Below are 14437 nucleotides of genomic sequence, written 5' to 3'. Positions count from 1 at the left end.
TAATTTATGAAAAGCGCAGCCACTTTGCTTCATTTCTTTTTACTCATTTATCTGGTCGAATTTCTCTTAACCTGGCCCTGCCCTGAAACTTCCGTGGATTCCGGCATAGGTGATACTGGGGAGAACCTGGTAGGAGTAAATTTTGTAAATTGTGAGCCTTGTAATGCCTTGATTACAGAGGAGTCGATTCCTCCCGGAACACCGTCCCGAACTTACTCATGGGACTACGAAGGCCAACGATGGCAGTTTACTCTGTCTCTTGACGATGAACTTTATGAAGCCTATAAAATCAGGACTCGAAACAGGGACTATGATCTGTTTGCTTCGGATCCTTGTGATGACTGGTTAATTAAGGAGATTGCAGACGCCTTATTCTCTCTTTCAAAAACTTACGGGCTTGAGGAAAGAGAAATTCCGGGCTTTTGTGTTTCTTTTGTTCAGTCTTTAAAATATACCTCGGATCTTGAAAGTTCAGGCTACGACCAATACCCCCGTTTCCCTTATGAAACTCTTTATGAGAACGGTGGGGACTGTGAAGATACTTCAATTCTCTCCGTAGCAATTCTTCAGGAGATGGGTTACAATGCCGTCCTTCTGGAACTCCCCGAACATATGGCTCTAGGTATAAAGTGCAATCCTGAGCAGAAGGGCAGAAGCTTTGAGTACGAAGGTGACAATTACTACTATCTGGAGACTACAGGCAGTGACTGGCAGATCGGGGAAATTCCCGAAGAATATGTAGACCAGCCTGTACAGATCATCCCTGTTTACAGAAGACCCATGATTAATCTTGATTTCAAAGCGCAATGTGAGTACTCAAAAAAAGAAGGGGTGGTCGATGTTAGTGTTACTGTAAGCAATGTGGGTTCGGAAAGAGCTGAAAATGCAACCGTTTACGTTGCCCTTCAGACTGAAGATAAGCTCTCTTTCTGGGATGAAATTGAAAGTTCTCCAGTTGCGATTGAGCCGGAAGAAGTTTACAATTACACTGCGAAAGGTCTTACGGTTCCTGCAGGCGAAAAATTCAGGGTATATGTGCAGGTGTTCGGGGAAAACCTGGTATCTGAAGATATAACCAGCGAGTGGGCCAAAATCTGAGAACCTGAGTCTCTGGCATGTCTTTATAAGAAAAGGAATTGCGACGTAAAAAGCTAGCCTAAAAATTAACTTATACTGGAAACTTACCGAGATTCTCGACAAATTTCTTAATCCCCGGAGTTACTTATAAATCGAATCCAAGCAATCTATTATTACAATCCTTTTAAAAACAATCCTTTTAAAGTTAGGGGTGGTCAAATGAATAAATTGTATAGATCAAAGAGGAACAGGATTATTGCAGGGGTATGTGGCGGGATAGGTGAATACTTTAAAATTGATCCTACGCTTGTAAGGCTTTTATGGTTGCTTATCACCATAGTGGGTGCGGGAACAGGTATAGTTGCCTATATAATAGCATGGATTATAATTCCTGAAGAGCCCTGAAAAACCGGGTAAAAATTTTAAATTTTTTATGAGAAATCTAAAACCTGGAAAAATTAACATTTTCTCCTACATATCCCGCAGCAGAGTTCGTGAAATAGTGCTCCCGAAATCCAATCCTCGGGAGATTCACTATTCTCTGTTAGCTTAAAGTCTGAATGGTTTTACTGGTTGAAAAGCTGGTCTATAAACCATCCGGAATCGAACTTTTTCAGGTCTTCGTAACCCTGTCCTATCCCGAAGAAGAGAATGGGCTTGCCTGTGATATAGGCAATGGATATTGCAGCTCCTCCTTTGGCATCGGCGTCTATTTTTGTCAGAATGGACCCGTCAATCGGCACAGCTTCATTGAACTGTGCAGCCCTTTCAACGGCATCGTTCCCTGCGACGGCTTCATCTACGAAAATTATAAGATCCGGAGTGCTCACCCTGCAGATCTTTTCCATCTGTGACATAAGGTTAAGGTTAGTATGCATACGGCCTGCAGTATCGGAAAGCACGAAATCGATTTTGTGGGCTTTTGCGTACTGCACGGCATCGTAAATAACTGCCGCAGGATCGGCTCCAGGCTGATGCTTGATCATTTTTACTCCGAGCCTGTCGGCATGGATGCCGAGCTGGTCAATGGCGCCTGCCCTGAAAGTGTCTCCTGCAGCGAGAACTACCGTGTAATCCGATTTGAGCAGCCTGTGCGTCATTTTTGCAATGGATGTTGTTTTTCCGGTCCCGTTAATTCCAACAAAGACAATATGGACAGGTTTTTCCCTATTTCTTACGTACTCGTCAAAATCAAAAGTATTGGCAGATACAACATCCAGGATGGCTTTTTTCAAGGCTTCCTCTACAATCTCTCCGGTATTGCTGCCAATGCGTTTTGTGGTGCCTGTGAGCTGTTTTTTCACGGACTCCACAATTGCCTCGGAAACCGAGAGGGCAAGGTCGCTTTCAAGGAGCCCCATTTCAAGCTCCCAGAGAGGCTCTTCCAGGTCTTTACTATCCAGATAGACCTCTCTGTTAAAAACCAGCGCCTTTGCTTTTTGTGTAAATCCGACCTTCGAGGAGAATTTTTTAAAGAAGGATTTCTTTTCTTCAGGCACTTCTTCTTCCACAGGTTTGCTCTCTGCAACCTTTTTCCGGTCCTCAAGTTTTTTTCTGTATTCTGCCTTTTTCAAGTCTTCGATCCCGACCTTTGGAGACGCAGTCATCACAGGTTTGTCTTCGGCGGGCTCGACTTCGTACTCTTCTTCCTCTTCCAGGGGCGTTTCAAGAGCTTCTTCTTCCGGAATGGGCTCCATATCTTCTTCAAAGCCCTCTTCGGCCTCAGGTGCAGGTTCGACTACCGGTTCGATTTCTACCGCTTTGTCATCAATGGTTCTGCTGAGTGCCTTCTTAAAATTCCCAAGTTTTTCTTTGAATTTGTTGAACACAGGATCCCATCCCAAAGGAATTCAATAAAAAAATAGATAGTTAATTCAAAATAAAAGGCTTCGTTCTCAAATAGGGATTTTGAGTTTTATCCTTTTTGTCTGAGCCAGGTCTTTTCAGGCCTGGCCAGGTTGCTGAAGCCTTGCAGCCTCGGATTCCAGGGCCTGCATACCCTGTACGTAGTTAGTCAGTGAAGCATTCATCTGTTCGAGAATTTTCTTAAGCTGCTCTTTGCGGCGGTTCAGGGTCTCGATGGCTTCATCTGCGGGTTTCTCTGCACTGAAGCCCGCTCCAAGGTCCACAATAACTTTATCTGCATTTTTTATTTCGGCGTGAACGAATGAGCCAAAACCTACAGGAACCATCGTTTCGGCAGTCCTGCCTTCCGTTGAAGCGGTCTTAAGCTCGTTGATGGTTACGATTGTCTGGTCACAGCTTGTAATGGAAGCCTGAACCATGTTCATCTGCTGCCTTAAGGCTTCGGCCTGTCTCTGGAACTCCTGATGCCTGGCTGCCAGATTTCTGATATCTTCACTGACTTCTGCCATATCCTTCACTCCTCAGCAATGCTTTCGATCTGGATCTGGCTTCTCTTAATACCGTGCTTGCTTCCGAAGACAGAATAGACCTTATCTGTTGCGTTCTTTTCATTCTGACTTTCGATCTGCTTTGTGAATTTTTCCCAGGAATTTCCTGCTTTAAATTTGCCTTTAACAATAAAGTTCTTCATCTTGGTCACCACTCTTGCTGTAGCTTTATTCCGGAACAGATGGATGGTTATCTCACTCACTCTACGAATCCGAGAGCTTCTTCGATTCTTCCAAGTTCGGGTCCTGTAGTGTCTGAACCTGCAACATAGTTCTTAGAGTTCGCAAGCAGGCCTGAGCCGAGCATCTGAGTCCCAAAGTTCGTAGTCCCTATATATATAGGAAGTTCGAAGATATTTTCCAGAATTTCTCTTTCTGAAGATGTCACTTTCGGGTGTACCAGAAGCCCTTTGTTGGTGACAACTCCTGCCATTCCTACATTCTTTATCCCGGCAATTGTTCCCCTGTAAACTTCTACCTTGAGAGTACTGGCAATTGTCTCAATAGCCCTATCTGACAGTTCAGGGTGAACAAGTGCTGCAGAGTCATTTGCAAGTACAATATTTCCAACTGCATTCAGCCTGCCTGGGAGGATCTCGGCCTTAACTCCTGTAAGTTCTTGCATCTCCCTGGCATCGGTCCCGTATGAAAAAAGGAAGCCGTTTGAGTTTCCTCTGGAAAGGGCTCCGATCACAACGCTTCCGTTTACAAGAGTCTCAATGACCCTTACATCCAGCGAATCCTCAAGTATGGCGCAGGTTTCTGGCTTTGTCCCGGTAGGGACGAGAGCAACATCTTCCGTGCAGGTTGCAAAGACCCCGATCATCGGGGTGTCGTAGATATCCACTGTTCGAATCATATTCTTTGAAGCTTCGCGTTTTCTGGTATATTTTACTGGGCGAGTTCTGCCTGTACCTCGCCATCTGCGAATTTTACAGCTCTGACTCGGATGGAGAGAGGAGGTTTTTCACAGCCTTTTTCCCAGAGGCGCTCATTAATTGATTTGTCCAGTTTGACCTGTAAAGAATCAACTTTCATGTGCCTTACGAGATAAGCTCTTACTTCAATAACTGCTCTGTTTGCTCTTTTCCATGCAGGTACTTTCCTTACCACCCTGAGGGGGATTGTATATATCTGTTCTTTTACCATGTCGTCTGCCATTTTTCCCACCTTCCTCGCTTACTTTACATCCAGGCTTCTTCTTCTCCAGTGCCTGCGTCTGGGATGACTCACGACCTTCCGGTTAGTTTTCACAATAACCCACACTGGAACGCGTGTGTTCTGTTTGTGCGCCTTTGCCAGGCGCCTCTTCTGTCCTTTCATGTTATGACTCAAGTGGATCACACCTGTTGACCTGTAAATAACTTAATTCTGTTAACTTCCGGTTATATCCGATAATAGCTGATTGTGATTTTAACCCTTGCATAATCGAGGTTTTACCCTGCCAGGTTAAACGGCAGTTTTTTAAAACCATATACGGTAAATTCTATAAGGGTCTCGGTTAATCTGCAGCAGTATAAGGGTTGATATAACTCGATTATCGTATAAATCTTTATTCCAGAATTTTCCCCTTCCGGAAGACTTTCTGATTTTAAGACATGCCTTCTTCAGGGCAGTTCTTTTCTGGAAAGCACGTGGGACTGGATATGGGCAGGAAACAGTTCCTTTATTTTTTCTTCGCCGTCTCTCTGCCTGATTAGCTCCCTTAGCTCGATTTCGTAATCTGCTTTTGGAGTATTCTCACTCGGTCCCTCTTCAATTCTCAGATAGCGCTCTACAAGCATACTCACGGTTTTTCGGCCATATCCCTTCAAAGGGCAGATATACTGAATTCCCAATCGATCTTCGATACTTCGTATCTGTGAGATTGAGAGCACAGGAACTCTATCGTCCCTTCTGGTTCCATCAGCAATGAATTTAACTTCCGGATCCGAAGCAAGAGTTTCTACGGCTTTTTCATGGATATAATTAATAGCGCTTTTCGGGAAACCGTCTTTCATTATTTTCTCGTAAGCCTTTTCAAGGATTTCCAGTTCCAGAGAGAGAACCCTGTGTGGAAACCCTAACTCTTTTGCAGTTTTTGCTGCCAGCTCTCCATTGGGGAGCAGGCCGAAGCTGCAGGTTACGAGTTCTAGCTCAAAAAACGGTTCCATCAAAAGGGCAGAGACCGAACTGTCCTTGCCTCCGCTAAAGAGGACCGAAATTCTCATTATTTTTAGACCCGGGTTATGGATGTCTTACGCTTTTTTGGCTGCATCCTCATCAGGAGCTTTTTAAGCTGTTCGTCATCGATTTGAGACGGTAGCCTTCCACTCTGAGCAAGCGAAATCAGCTGCATTTCGAGCTGTTCCCCAAGAGCCGGCCTTGACATTTTTAAGGTTGTAAGGCGTTCTCTGGCTTCAGGAGTCAGGATTTGCCTGAGGATGGCCTGTTTCTGAGCTTCCATCTCAGCTTTGGCCTGTTCCTGCTGGTAAGCTGCCTGGATATCAGAAGGCTGGTTCTGTGCCTGCTGTCTCTGGATTTCTGCAAGCCGTCTCTTTCGAATTTCGTTGAGTTCGTCATCCGTTGTAGACATGGCAATCACCCAAAAAACCGGTTTTCCGGAGCAATCTGGATTAAGATTTATAATATTTGAAAGGGAATCCTAAGAAATTTTCAGGTCCCCTTCGGATGGACTCAGTATTTTGCAAGTTCAGGGATTTTCTCAAGAAGCTCATGCTTAAGCTCATTGGATGCATTGTCAAGCATGGAACGTCCCTTTGCAGATACTGTTCTTCCGTCCTTTACCTTTTGCAGGTAACCTGCAGCCTCAAGTTGCTGTACTGCCTTTCTGGCAATCGAACCGCTGCCTTTTGCTTTGTGGCCTGGTCTTGATCCGTTATCCTTCTTTCCACCATATACTGAGCGGAGTCTTTCGATTCCTACAGGCCCGTCGGTATAGATCTTTCTCAGGACTGCGGCGGATCTGATATACCACCAGTCGTCATTGTTCGGAGGGAGTTCCTTGTGAACCCCGGTTTTTACGTTCTTTGCCCACTCAGGGGGAACGACATTATCGTTTTCTTTAAGAATGCCCGCAACCTTTTCGATAAGTTCCATCGCAGGGACATCAAATACTGTTGTCATATTCGCCACCTTTTGTAAATTAGGTTCTCTTTGCAGGTACAGGGAGATAGCGCCGATTCTTCTGCCCTGGCTGCCAGAAATCTACTTTTCCCGAAACGAGGTAACTCTTCTCTTTCGGGAGGTCCTTTCCATTCTTTGTAGCTGGATTTTATGGACTCTAATGCTATGGGCTTTGAAGCTCGATAAGCCGGTAAATGTGATTTTAGTTTAAACTGGAAGGAGGTTGATACATTTATAAACTACTGTGTTTAAATATTCATATACAATCGATCAGGCGATTTATAGTATGAAAAACTTCAAACTGAAAAACGATCTAATTGTATAGAGCTGGCTCCTGTCAATTGACGCAAGTGCCAACATCCAGCGTAATTACCTTCAAGCTATAAAAGCATTGTGCGAGTTCATATATAAACGCTTAATGAACATATTCTGGAATCTGAATATGAAGATAAATCTGGTTTGTTGATGAGGCAGAAATGAATTAAAATATATCTGATTGGTTTCAGAAATTTCTGTTTTGGCAGGATTGTCCCTTAATCCGATAACCAATTTTTATCATGCAATTAATTAAGGAACTATAATATTCTCTTTGATTTTGAATTTAATTATGGTAACCGGTAAAACATCTAAAGCCCTATCAAAGACTTTTTAGGAGAGAACAATGAGGATAAAAATTTGTGGTATTAAAAGGGTCGAAGACGCTATTATGGCTGCATACTGTGGAGCCGATGCGATTGGATTAGTAGTGGGACAAAAACATAATTCGGATGACTTTATTGACAAAGATTTAGCTCGAAAAATCGTGAAACAATGCCCACCTTATATTTCTCCAGTTCTAGTTACAGAACTGGACGATGCTGAAGAAATCTCTAATTTAGCGCATAAAATAGGTGTTACTTCTATCCAGCTGCACTCTGATTGTACAGTTGATAGTATCGTATCATTGCGTAAAATACTCCCTCACATAAAAATAATCAAAAACTTTCATGTTAACGGGTTTGAAGTTATGCAAGCTATGAAACCCTTTGAATCTGTCGTAGATGCTTTCATCCTGGATACTCTTGATTTAGCAAATGATAAAGTAGGTGGGACAGGTTTAGTCCATGATTGGAATGTTAGCAGAAACATTGTTAAAGAGGTATCAAAACCAGTTATCTTAGCAGGAGGGCTGACCCCTGAAAATGTTGGAGAGGCTATACGGTTTGTAAAACCATTTGGCGTAGACGCCAGTTCTGGGCTTAAAGATTCTGATGGTTTCAAAGATAAAAGGAAAGTGATTAATTTTATATCTCGCGCAAAACACGAATTTTTCAAGGTCAGAAATTTATCTCTAGAGAACTAAACCCAGGCTTTTAGAGGCAAACACAGAAGAGAGGGAAAAGTAAGCCAGATAATAGAAGAAAAGCCAGCTATGAAGATGAGAGAACACACATCCCGAATGAAGAGACAGAAAAACGCAGGAACCAGAAAAGATTCAACACCGGGAAGAAAGAAGGCAGAAAAGAGATGGGAAAAATATAAAAAATCTGCAAGAATTGTAACCAGTCTTTTTTAACTGAGAATCCCGAAAGGAAATATGCTCTAATAAATGCAGGTCTGCCTTTTCGAAAAGGAAGATATAAAACATCTTGAGACAACAAACCTTGATGGCGCTTTTGGTAAATTGCTATATATCTCTTCACAAAATTTCATAAACTTTATTTACATCGAGTTGTAAAATGGCGACAAGTGATGGAGAATTATATTCCTGATTGGTTAATGCAAGCTATTGTAACAATGATAGTACTTCCTATAATATCCTATTCAGGTAACGCATTTATATCTAAAAAGTTTAATAAAGATAATTCACATACACAAGGAAAAATGTATATAGAAATTTTATAACTGATAACTCAAAACCTATAGATGACTTTTTATATATTGGATAAATACAAATGCGACACGATGAAGAAATATTTCTTTTTTATTGAAGGGATACCAGCAGGATTCATATTTTCTTTAATCTTATTAATGTCTTCGTTTTTGCTTTCTCAATGAGAAAATTTAGTAAATTTGGTTTCTTCTTACCATATCATAATTATTTGAATAATGGACAAAAAATACTGATCTGGTTAATATAGTGCTATCTCTGAATATTTTCAGTGCCTTGACGGTAGTAATTATTATACATTTTGTTAAGTGTATACTTACTAAGTTTTTTTATCAGTTTAGCTACTTTATTTACGTTGCATAGAGAAATTAAATATTTTTCAAATAGTTTTAAGCAAGCGGTGACCGATTTTTATATCGATGGTTTTCCCAATATACGAGTAAAAACAAACGGAGAAAACATTTGTGGCAAAATTGGCGATATACACAACTAATCATTATTAATTTCATGAAGGAGGTGCAGTAGAAGCCACACGTTAGGATCAGATAACGACAATGGAAATAGAAAAGCAAGTGGATAATAGTAAATAGAATCTTAAGCTCTTGCCAGAAAGCATTGAGAATAAACCGTGGTGGAAGTTCTGGTAATTCCCCAAACATTTCAATATAAATATCTTTCGTGTATATACTGTGCTAAATAATACCCACTGACTAATAATAACGGGAGCCTCAAATTATGGTAGTCAATTTTAATTGAACTCTTATAATTATACAAAGTGGAAAATCGGTTTTTTGGTCGTCCTCTAAGAGCAGGTTTAAGTAATTTTAGCAAACAAAAAGAGTTAAATTTTACGTAAGTATACAACCCACCAAGGCAAAAGTTAGCATTATAAATAAAAAACAAATTATGAAGTTATGACTAAGGTTAATTGTTAAGTGTTAAGAGAGGTGATTGATTGGGTACTGAAAGTCCTCTGACTTATAATAAAATCGAACCATCTTCATTTTCTATAATCTATGTAAAAAAGCACTTTTAAATGATTAGAGAAAGCCTGGAAGAGCCTTGTTCTTTTTACTGTAGCCCCCGATACAGTAATCCAGAAAATATCCCCCAATATTCGTCTGGATTAGAACTTCCTCCAGGCATTTCTTTGCTCACATATCCTACCGGTCACTTTTCCCATTTGTGTTTCCATTTGTGTTGATCCATTGGTTTTTGACTCATGTAGAGGTTGATCTGTTCACTTTGATCTGTTCTCTTCAGTTTACAAGCTATAATAATTCATAAATTTATTTATAATTAATTATATGAAAAATTGGTTGTGGACGAATAATATCCCCTTATAAAATGTTTTTTTAGTAAACAACATTTAAATTTTTATTAAGATTTTATTATTAGTGATCTTTTCCAAAAAGTTCTCCACATCTAATGATAGCGGTTATATATTAAGAATTGAATATTCTGAGAAGTACTCAGGTAGTCTTGTCGGAGATATTTTATCTTCAGTCTTGAAGATCATCATAACACTCTTGACACCAATTCCACCCATATGCTTCTTTCAATTGATCTTCTCCAAAGAATTTGCCACACTGTCGACATCTCCCCGTGTAGTTTATCTCATTCCCTTCCTCTTTTCGTATGATCCATTTAAGAAGCTCAAAAGCGTCTTTTAAACTCAAATAGTAGTATTTTGGAGTTGACTCATTAATCCGGACAAATCCAAATTTACCTTTGATGGGGTCAAAGACTTCAGTTCCCATATTTTTGATTAACCAGTGGTCTCCACCGAGGAAGACGCTTTTCTCAATACTGAGTCTCAAATTTTTCGCTGGTGGAAATTCAAATTTCGTTGCATATTTTAGCATTTCTTCAGGCTTCATTTTCTCACATCCAGGGCAGTACTCCCCGATAATAACAAAAGTATTATTCTCCTTCCTGTATGTACTCTTAAATATATATTACAGCAGAAAAATCTCCAACGAAACAGGCAATTTAAGAGGGAGCATAGCAGTGCTTACAGTTTCTTTTACTAACGTATAAGCAAAAATTAGCAATTAAGTAAATTTTTAAATAACTGTATGGAATATTATTGTATAGTTGACACATATTTAATATCATTTTTCATTTTGGCTTGACATATGTTTCTTGCAGGTTTTTCTACGTTTGATGAAGAACGGTTATCGGCAGTAAAAATACCCTGGTCTAAAAATCAATTCTAATTATAGCGTTTTTATGAATCCTGTCTATAGTCTATGGGATGGTTATTTTTCTTAAACACATAGGCACGTTTAACCGATTGCATTTTTTACTGATCGAGTAACAAATCAGAATATCTGTTTTCTTATTTGTCATAACGGATATTATATTGATAACGGATATTAAATTGAAAACATAAAAATAAAACTGTATTCTCCAATATTGTGTTATTTTTGGCAATATAATTACATACTGAACACACGGCGGATATATGGGCAAATTTCTGAAAAACTGATTAAATAATGTTCAAAAAATTTTCCTTTTTGAACAAAATAAGAAAAAATTAATAGATCCTATCTAATTTGCTAAAAATGAAAATTAATTTATGAGGAGAAAAAGCTTGCCAAGCAGCCGAATAACAATGGATCCAAAATGGTTGCATTTTGTAGCCTCATGTTTTTTTCTGTTCCTTAGCGGGGCGACATCACTAGGCTTCATATGGAGTGTGATTTTGGCCATGATTTTTTATTTGTTGCTGGCAATTTCACCTTTTAATAGGGAATGGATTCAAACAGGATATGATGAAGCTAGGGAATCAAAAAAAGCATATGATATGATGCTTTTTATTATCATTGGAATAGCCATAGTTTATGGCTTCTTACGACTCACTTTCAATATTTGAAGAGGTTTTTTACTGCTATTGGTTATTTTCTTTCGTTAACTTTCCCTTTCTCAAAGGTTGGAGCTCTCAGGTTTAAGTATAGGCTGATCCTCAGGCTCTCTATTCGATTTTTCCTTTATTGCATGACTAAATAAGTCTAGGGCTATTTTTTGGAGCCAGATTAAAAAGAAAAAATTCCCGTGAATGGAAATATCTTAAAATTTGTTTTTAAATTACATTACTTGAGCTATGTATGTTTCCTATTTAGAGAGTTTCGGTTGTTATGTTATCATCTGTATCGTAATAGAATGCTGCAAATTCAGTTGCATCAATTGTAAAGGTGGTACCGTCTCCATATTCGGGATTATCAATAATATCATCAGTGTCTGATCCATCATATACTGGATTTCTTATCTCTACTACATCTGCAGCTGCAGCAGACCCTACAATTAGAAAAAGAATTGCCAGGGAAAGACATAGTACAATTGCTGTTCTGTAAAATGCTTTTATTTCTCAATCCTCCAAATTTTTCTTTACATTTTACAGGAATTTAACTATTTTAAATGTTGATGTGTTGGGTTGTATATGTCATTTTTTTGTGTTTATTTTTAGATTTTCTTCTTAGCATAATTATAGCTCCCAAAGGTAAACAAACTTTAAATATCAAATATTTTTTAAAATGACATGAATATATTGTTATATCACAAATAAACCCAATAAATAAAAAGAATATCTGATATATAGGAAATCTATCCATTATATCACCTTTATAGCGGATATATGAAGAAAATAGTAAATAGGTCTTCATACATCATCTTAGCTTGTGAGTAATTACCTAGCTATGGTTGATAGAATTGTGCACCTTCGAAAGCCGAGGATGGTATCTATAACCGCAGCCACCTGAACCTCGGCTTTCGATGACTGGGATATGCCCGGTATCATTATAGTTTTTCTCTCAAAGAATTAAACCTGAAATAAGAGAGGAATCTTTTCAGCATCTTCTAATACATCATAATTAAATATAAAAAATAATTTACCATTTATTTGTTGTATAATCAGCATAAGTAGACTGCATGATATATTGTCTATACCTCTCTTCAGGTTTTTTGCACTTAATGGGACGGTTATCGGTCAAGTGGGGAATATTCAAGATGGATAATAATGTTGGGATTCAGGAAACTATACAGAAAGTGCAGATTGTCAAAGAACCGCCGAAATTTCAAGCTCAATGTCTCGGATGCTTTAAAAAATTCCCGAAGGAAGATATTAAACATTTCTTCTGCCCGAAATGTTACGCAAGGGAAATAGAAAATAAAGATAAAAATCCGACAGTGGCTGGGCTTCTGGCATTAATTCCAGGGTTGAGATATTATTATTGTAAGAATACCAATAGGGCAAAAGGGATAGCAGAATCATTTATTGGCCTGTTAGCATTTGGATGTTTCTTTCCCCTGATATGGATTATGTTATTTATACGGATGGGTTCGATGCCTTGGTCTTACCTCTCTGCGCCTAAGGGAAGCCGGTAAGGGAAAAAAGTAATAAAAGACCGATGTACCTTTTTCCAAAATAAAATCCAGTTAGGGATATTTTTTTAGATTATATCCCTACCTGAATATTTCAGTAAGTTTTTATACAATTGGCAAAACTGCGTTTTCTGAGTTTCCTTAAAGGCCTGAATTCGTTCATGGATTTCCAACTCTCAATACAATTGTTTCCGTAAAAGTACTGTATTCTTGCTATAATATGGCTGGAATTGTGAAGCGAACATTAAGATTCCCTGTAGGATGCAGTTGTTTTAAAGGAAGACTACCGGATTTTGAGAAAAGCTCATGAGTTTCTTTCTATCAGAGTCTTTGTAGCTGTTGTCCTGGAAGCTTGGGAATCGTTTTTGTTTTAAGCTTCCTGCCAGCTCACATCTCAGGCTTACTAGGGTTTATGCTTCCATTCCCGCAATTCTATGGTCAGGCCATCAGGATCGGTAATTTCGGCGCGAATGGATACACCCAGATCTACCGGCCCCCAGGTCACGACGACACCACGATCCCGCAAGTAGGTGGTCGCGGCTTCCATCGATTCAACTTCCAGGGCAATCGCACGGTAGCCCACAGTCATCGGGGAAGATATCGGGGCGGGATTTTCCATGTGCAGTAATTCAATGACGGTGTCACTCAACTGCAGGTAAGCTATCTCTTTCAGCGGTCCGGCCTGCACTGGCATCCGCGACACCAGACGAAACTCCAGTACATCCTGGTAGAACGCCATCGATCTGTCAAAATCACTCGGTAGAATCTCCACATGGTCAATACGTGTAAACATCGCTTATTCCTCCTTGTCGATATCCATAAGTTTTTCCACATTGATATTTTCCATAATGATATTTTTTAAAGAAAAATATAATTTTGCCTGGAATAAACTTTTTAAAAAGTTCAAACGAAAAAGGACAGACCGGAAGTCGGTTTTTAATATCTATCTTGAATGATACGGTTATCGGCAGGAATCCATATATTCCTATATAGGGTCCTCTAAAAACGATCTATTTTTAGGGGTTATCGAGCCTTATTTACCAGATTAAATATAGTGCTGGAGGTTCCCCAATGAAGGTACATATGATAACTAATTATTTGCCATTTAATAGGTGTATTCACCCCAGTTTTCTGATCAAAAGCTTTTTATGCTTCATTTTGACACCAAATTTGTATGACGGAAAATGGGGTCAGATGCCTCAATGATAAATAAATTAAAACTGTAATTAAATAAAGCTGTTAATTAACCCAGTTACTCTTTTTAGGAATCTATATAACCTTTTTTTCTAAAAGATAAATCTTTAGGATATACTTTTGTTGGGGGAGCTCTGGTTGTATGTCTCTCACTAAAATAAGCGTTCTAAACCCTTAGTTTACACACTGATTTAGGAGGGCCCGAATTCCTATAACATATGGAATAACCGAGTTCAAAGAAACATACCCCTAAGTTCAAAACTTAAAGTCTAAAATTTACAGAATGAAATATGAAAATAGGATACCAGTAGTAAAAATGGTCTTAAAACTCTGGAATCCGAAAAAAGGAAATGTTAGTGTAACTACCCTTATT

Annotated in this window: 17 protein-coding genes; 6 read left to right on the top strand and 11 right to left on the bottom strand. The window is 39.2% G+C overall.

Going from position 1 to position 14437, the window contains the following annotated elements:
- Nucleotides 1-6: 6 nt before the first annotated feature.
- Both ACPK8D_RS15060 and ACPK8D_RS15055 read left to right on the top strand, forming a co-directional pair.
- Nucleotides 7-1098, top strand: a complete 1092-nt coding sequence (locus ACPK8D_RS15060; RefSeq protein ID WP_424718673.1) for a hypothetical protein — start codon at nucleotides 7-9, stop codon at nucleotides 1096-1098.
- Nucleotides 1099-1296: 198 nt separating this feature from the next.
- Nucleotides 1297-1482 carry a PspC domain-containing protein gene (locus tag ACPK8D_RS15055; RefSeq protein ID WP_424718672.1) on the top strand — a complete coding sequence of 62 codons (186 nt, stop codon included), beginning with the start codon at nucleotides 1297-1299 and terminating at the stop codon, nucleotides 1480-1482.
- 161 nt (nucleotides 1483-1643) lie between these two features.
- Here ACPK8D_RS15055 and ftsY read toward each other — a convergent pair whose 3' ends face one another.
- The 9 genes from ftsY to ACPK8D_RS15010 form a co-directional block, all read right to left on the bottom strand.
- Nucleotides 1644-2906 carry a signal recognition particle-docking protein FtsY gene (ftsY, locus tag ACPK8D_RS15050; RefSeq protein ID WP_424718671.1) on the bottom strand — a complete coding sequence of 421 codons (1263 nt, stop codon included), beginning with the start codon at nucleotides 2904-2906 and terminating at the stop codon, nucleotides 1644-1646.
- Between the two features lie 114 nt (nucleotides 2907-3020).
- A complete protein-coding gene (gene pfdA / locus ACPK8D_RS15045) occupies nucleotides 3021-3452 on the bottom strand; it encodes a prefoldin subunit alpha (protein WP_424718670.1) in 432 nt (143 codons plus the stop codon).
- Between the two features lie 5 nt (nucleotides 3453-3457).
- Nucleotides 3458-3694, bottom strand: coding sequence for a 50S ribosomal protein L18Ae (gene rpl18a / locus ACPK8D_RS15040; protein WP_424718669.1), 237 nt, complete (start codon nucleotides 3692-3694; stop codon nucleotides 3458-3460).
- On the bottom strand, nucleotides 3691-4350 hold the full coding sequence (locus tag ACPK8D_RS15035) for a translation initiation factor IF-6 (RefSeq protein ID WP_424718668.1): 660 nt from the start codon (nucleotides 4348-4350) through the stop codon (nucleotides 3691-3693). Before ACPK8D_RS15035 ends, rpl18a begins: the two co-directional genes overlap by 4 nt.
- Nucleotides 4351-4382: 32 nt before the next feature.
- Nucleotides 4383-4652, bottom strand: a complete 270-nt coding sequence (locus tag ACPK8D_RS15030; RefSeq protein WP_424718667.1) for a 50S ribosomal protein L31e — start codon at nucleotides 4650-4652, stop codon at nucleotides 4383-4385.
- Between the two features lie 18 nt (nucleotides 4653-4670).
- Complete coding sequence (locus ACPK8D_RS15025; RefSeq protein WP_082086800.1) at nucleotides 4671-4826, bottom strand: 50S ribosomal protein L39e; 156 nt, start codon at nucleotides 4824-4826, stop codon at nucleotides 4671-4673.
- Nucleotides 4827-5098: 272 nt separating this feature from the next.
- Nucleotides 5099-5701: a DUF7411 family protein gene (locus ACPK8D_RS15020; RefSeq protein WP_424718666.1), complete on the bottom strand. Its 603-nt coding sequence runs from the start codon at nucleotides 5699-5701 to the stop codon at nucleotides 5099-5101.
- 5 nt (nucleotides 5702-5706) lie between these two features.
- Entirely contained in the window at nucleotides 5707-6075 is a 369-nt protein-coding gene (locus ACPK8D_RS15015; RefSeq protein WP_424718665.1) for a DNA-binding protein, read from the bottom strand.
- 92 nt (nucleotides 6076-6167) lie between these two features.
- The gene (locus ACPK8D_RS15010) at nucleotides 6168-6617 is read right to left on the bottom strand and encodes a 30S ribosomal protein S19e (protein ID WP_424718664.1); all 450 of its coding nucleotides are present in this window, start codon (nucleotides 6615-6617) and stop codon (nucleotides 6168-6170) included.
- A gap of 661 nt (nucleotides 6618-7278) precedes the next feature.
- Here ACPK8D_RS15010 and ACPK8D_RS15005 point away from each other — a divergent pair.
- Both ACPK8D_RS15005 and ACPK8D_RS15000 read left to right on the top strand, forming a co-directional pair.
- Nucleotides 7279-7959 (top strand): phosphoribosylanthranilate isomerase, encoded by a 681-nt coding sequence (locus tag ACPK8D_RS15005; protein ID WP_424718663.1) that lies wholly within the window; start codon nucleotides 7279-7281, stop codon nucleotides 7957-7959.
- A 69-nt stretch (nucleotides 7960-8028) separates the two neighbouring features.
- Nucleotides 8029-8172: a hypothetical protein gene (locus ACPK8D_RS15000; RefSeq protein WP_424718662.1), complete on the top strand. Its 144-nt coding sequence runs from the start codon at nucleotides 8029-8031 to the stop codon at nucleotides 8170-8172.
- A gap of 1817 nt (nucleotides 8173-9989) precedes the next feature.
- On the opposite strand, the gene ACPK8D_RS14995 is transcribed toward ACPK8D_RS15000, so the two are convergent.
- Nucleotides 9990-10367: a hypothetical protein gene (locus ACPK8D_RS14995; protein WP_424718661.1), complete on the bottom strand. Its 378-nt coding sequence runs from the start codon at nucleotides 10365-10367 to the stop codon at nucleotides 9990-9992.
- A gap of 716 nt (nucleotides 10368-11083) precedes the next feature.
- Here ACPK8D_RS14995 and ACPK8D_RS14990 point away from each other — a divergent pair.
- Together ACPK8D_RS14990 and ACPK8D_RS14985 are read left to right on the top strand one after the other, a co-directional pair.
- A complete protein-coding gene (locus ACPK8D_RS14990; protein ID WP_424718660.1) occupies nucleotides 11084-11365 on the top strand; it encodes a hypothetical protein in 282 nt (93 codons plus the stop codon).
- Nucleotides 11366-12495: 1130 nt separating this feature from the next.
- Nucleotides 12496-12873 carry a hypothetical protein gene (locus tag ACPK8D_RS14985; protein ID WP_424718659.1) on the top strand — a complete coding sequence of 126 codons (378 nt, stop codon included), beginning with the start codon at nucleotides 12496-12498 and terminating at the stop codon, nucleotides 12871-12873.
- Nucleotides 12874-13273: 400 nt separating this feature from the next.
- Here the strand turns inward: ACPK8D_RS14985 and ACPK8D_RS14980 are convergent, their stop codons facing one another.
- Nucleotides 13274-13663 (bottom strand): VOC family protein, encoded by a 390-nt coding sequence (locus ACPK8D_RS14980; RefSeq protein WP_424718658.1) that lies wholly within the window; start codon nucleotides 13661-13663, stop codon nucleotides 13274-13276.
- Nucleotides 13664-14437: the final 774 nt, after the last annotated feature.

The organism is Methanosarcina sp. (genome assembly GCF_049706645.1).
Classification (GTDB): domain Archaea; phylum Halobacteriota; class Methanosarcinia; order Methanosarcinales; family Methanosarcinaceae; genus Methanosarcina.
The sequence above is the reverse complement of the archived record's forward strand: the minus strand, read 5'-3'. Positions and strand labels throughout refer to the sequence as shown.